The organism is Polynucleobacter sp. MWH-Berg-3C6, assembly GCF_018881855.1.
In the GTDB taxonomy this organism is placed as follows: Bacteria; Pseudomonadota; Gammaproteobacteria; order Burkholderiales; family Burkholderiaceae; genus Polynucleobacter.
The window spans coordinates 1-254 of record NZ_JACVPN010000023.1 but is presented as its reverse complement, the minus strand read 5'-3'; the positions used below and the strand labels follow the sequence as shown (position 1 = coordinate 254).

The window sequence follows — 254 nt, the reverse complement described above, 5'->3', positions numbered from 1 at the left end:
AGACTCTGGCTCTCCGATGGCAGCTGTATGAGATTGCGAGCTACTCATACCAATCATGTTTGGAGTTATGACTTTGTCTTTATCAGGGACGCTTATGGTGGCAAGATCCGGATGCTGACTATGATTGATGAGTTCAGTAGAAAGTGTTTAACGATCTTCTGCGCTAGACGAATTGGCTCAATCCAAGTGATAGAACAACTGGCCAACGCCATGATTACTCACGGCATCCCCGAGCACATCCGAAGTGATAATGG

Annotated in this window: 1 protein-coding gene; it reads left to right on the top strand. The window is 46.5% G+C overall.

The features are described from left to right. The coding region (locus tag ICN13_RS10070; RefSeq protein WP_255534130.1) for a DDE-type integrase/transposase/recombinase at positions 1-254 on the top strand (254 nt) is incomplete at both ends.